Below are 809 nucleotides of genomic sequence, written 5' to 3'. Positions count from 1 at the left end.
GGCGGGGGCGGGGTCAGCAGCAGGGCGCGCAGGCGCTTCGCCCCTCGCCCGAGAAGCGCAGGCGCTGCGTCAGCCCATCCGGCGGGGTGCCCTGGGGCAGCAGCAGGGACAGGCGCAGCACCGGATCGGCCGGGCCGTCCAGCCGCGCCAGCGGGGCGAGGTCGCCGGCCTCGGGCAGCACCGCCCCCAGCACGCCGGTCTCGCGCATCAGTGCCAGCGCCGCGGCCGGGCGCGGGCCTTCCAGCAGGCGCTTCAGCTCCATCCAGACCCGCTCGGCCGAGAGGCGCTGCAGGCCGGGCACGGCGTCGCGCAGCGCCGCCAGCGCCACCGCCTCCGGCGCGCCCTGCCCATAGCGGGCATGGAACCGGAAAAAACGCAGCACACGCAGATAGTCCTCGGCCAGCCGCGTCGCCGGGTCGCCCACGAAGCGGACACGGCCGGCGGCGAGGTCCTCGCGGCCGCCGAAGTAATCCCAGATATGGCCTTCGGCATCCATCGACAGGGCGTTGAAGGTGAAGTCGCGCCGCGCCGCGTCCTCGCGCCAATCGGTGGTCCAGGCGACCTCGGCATGGCGGCCATCGGTGGCGAGGTCGCGGCGCAGGCTGGTCACCTCCACCGGCTCGTGGTCGAGCACGGCGGTGACGGTGCCGTGCTGCAGCCCGGTCTCGAACACCTTCAGCCCGGCCGCCAGCAGGCGGTCGGCGATCTCGCGCGGCGGGTAGGGGGCCGCGACATCGACATCGTGAACCGGGCGGCCGGCCAGCGCGTCGCGCACCACGCCGCCCACGGCGCGGGCGCCCGGCAGGGCC

At 76.0% G+C, this 809-nt stretch carries 1 protein-coding gene; it reads right to left on the bottom strand.

Annotated elements, in window-relative coordinates; translation table 11 throughout:
• Positions 1–13: 13 nt before the first annotated feature.
• Positions 14–809, bottom strand: a 796-nt coding sequence (locus tag HMPREF0731_RS22145) for a CCA tRNA nucleotidyltransferase (RefSeq protein WP_007006502.1), incomplete at its 5' end; no start/stop codon positions are given.

It is taken from the genome of Pseudoroseomonas cervicalis ATCC 49957 (assembly GCF_000164635.1).
Classification (GTDB): Bacteria; Pseudomonadota; Alphaproteobacteria; order Acetobacterales; family Acetobacteraceae; genus Pseudoroseomonas; species Pseudoroseomonas cervicalis.
The sequence above is the reverse complement of the archived record's forward strand: the minus strand, read 5'-3'. Positions and strand labels throughout refer to the sequence as shown.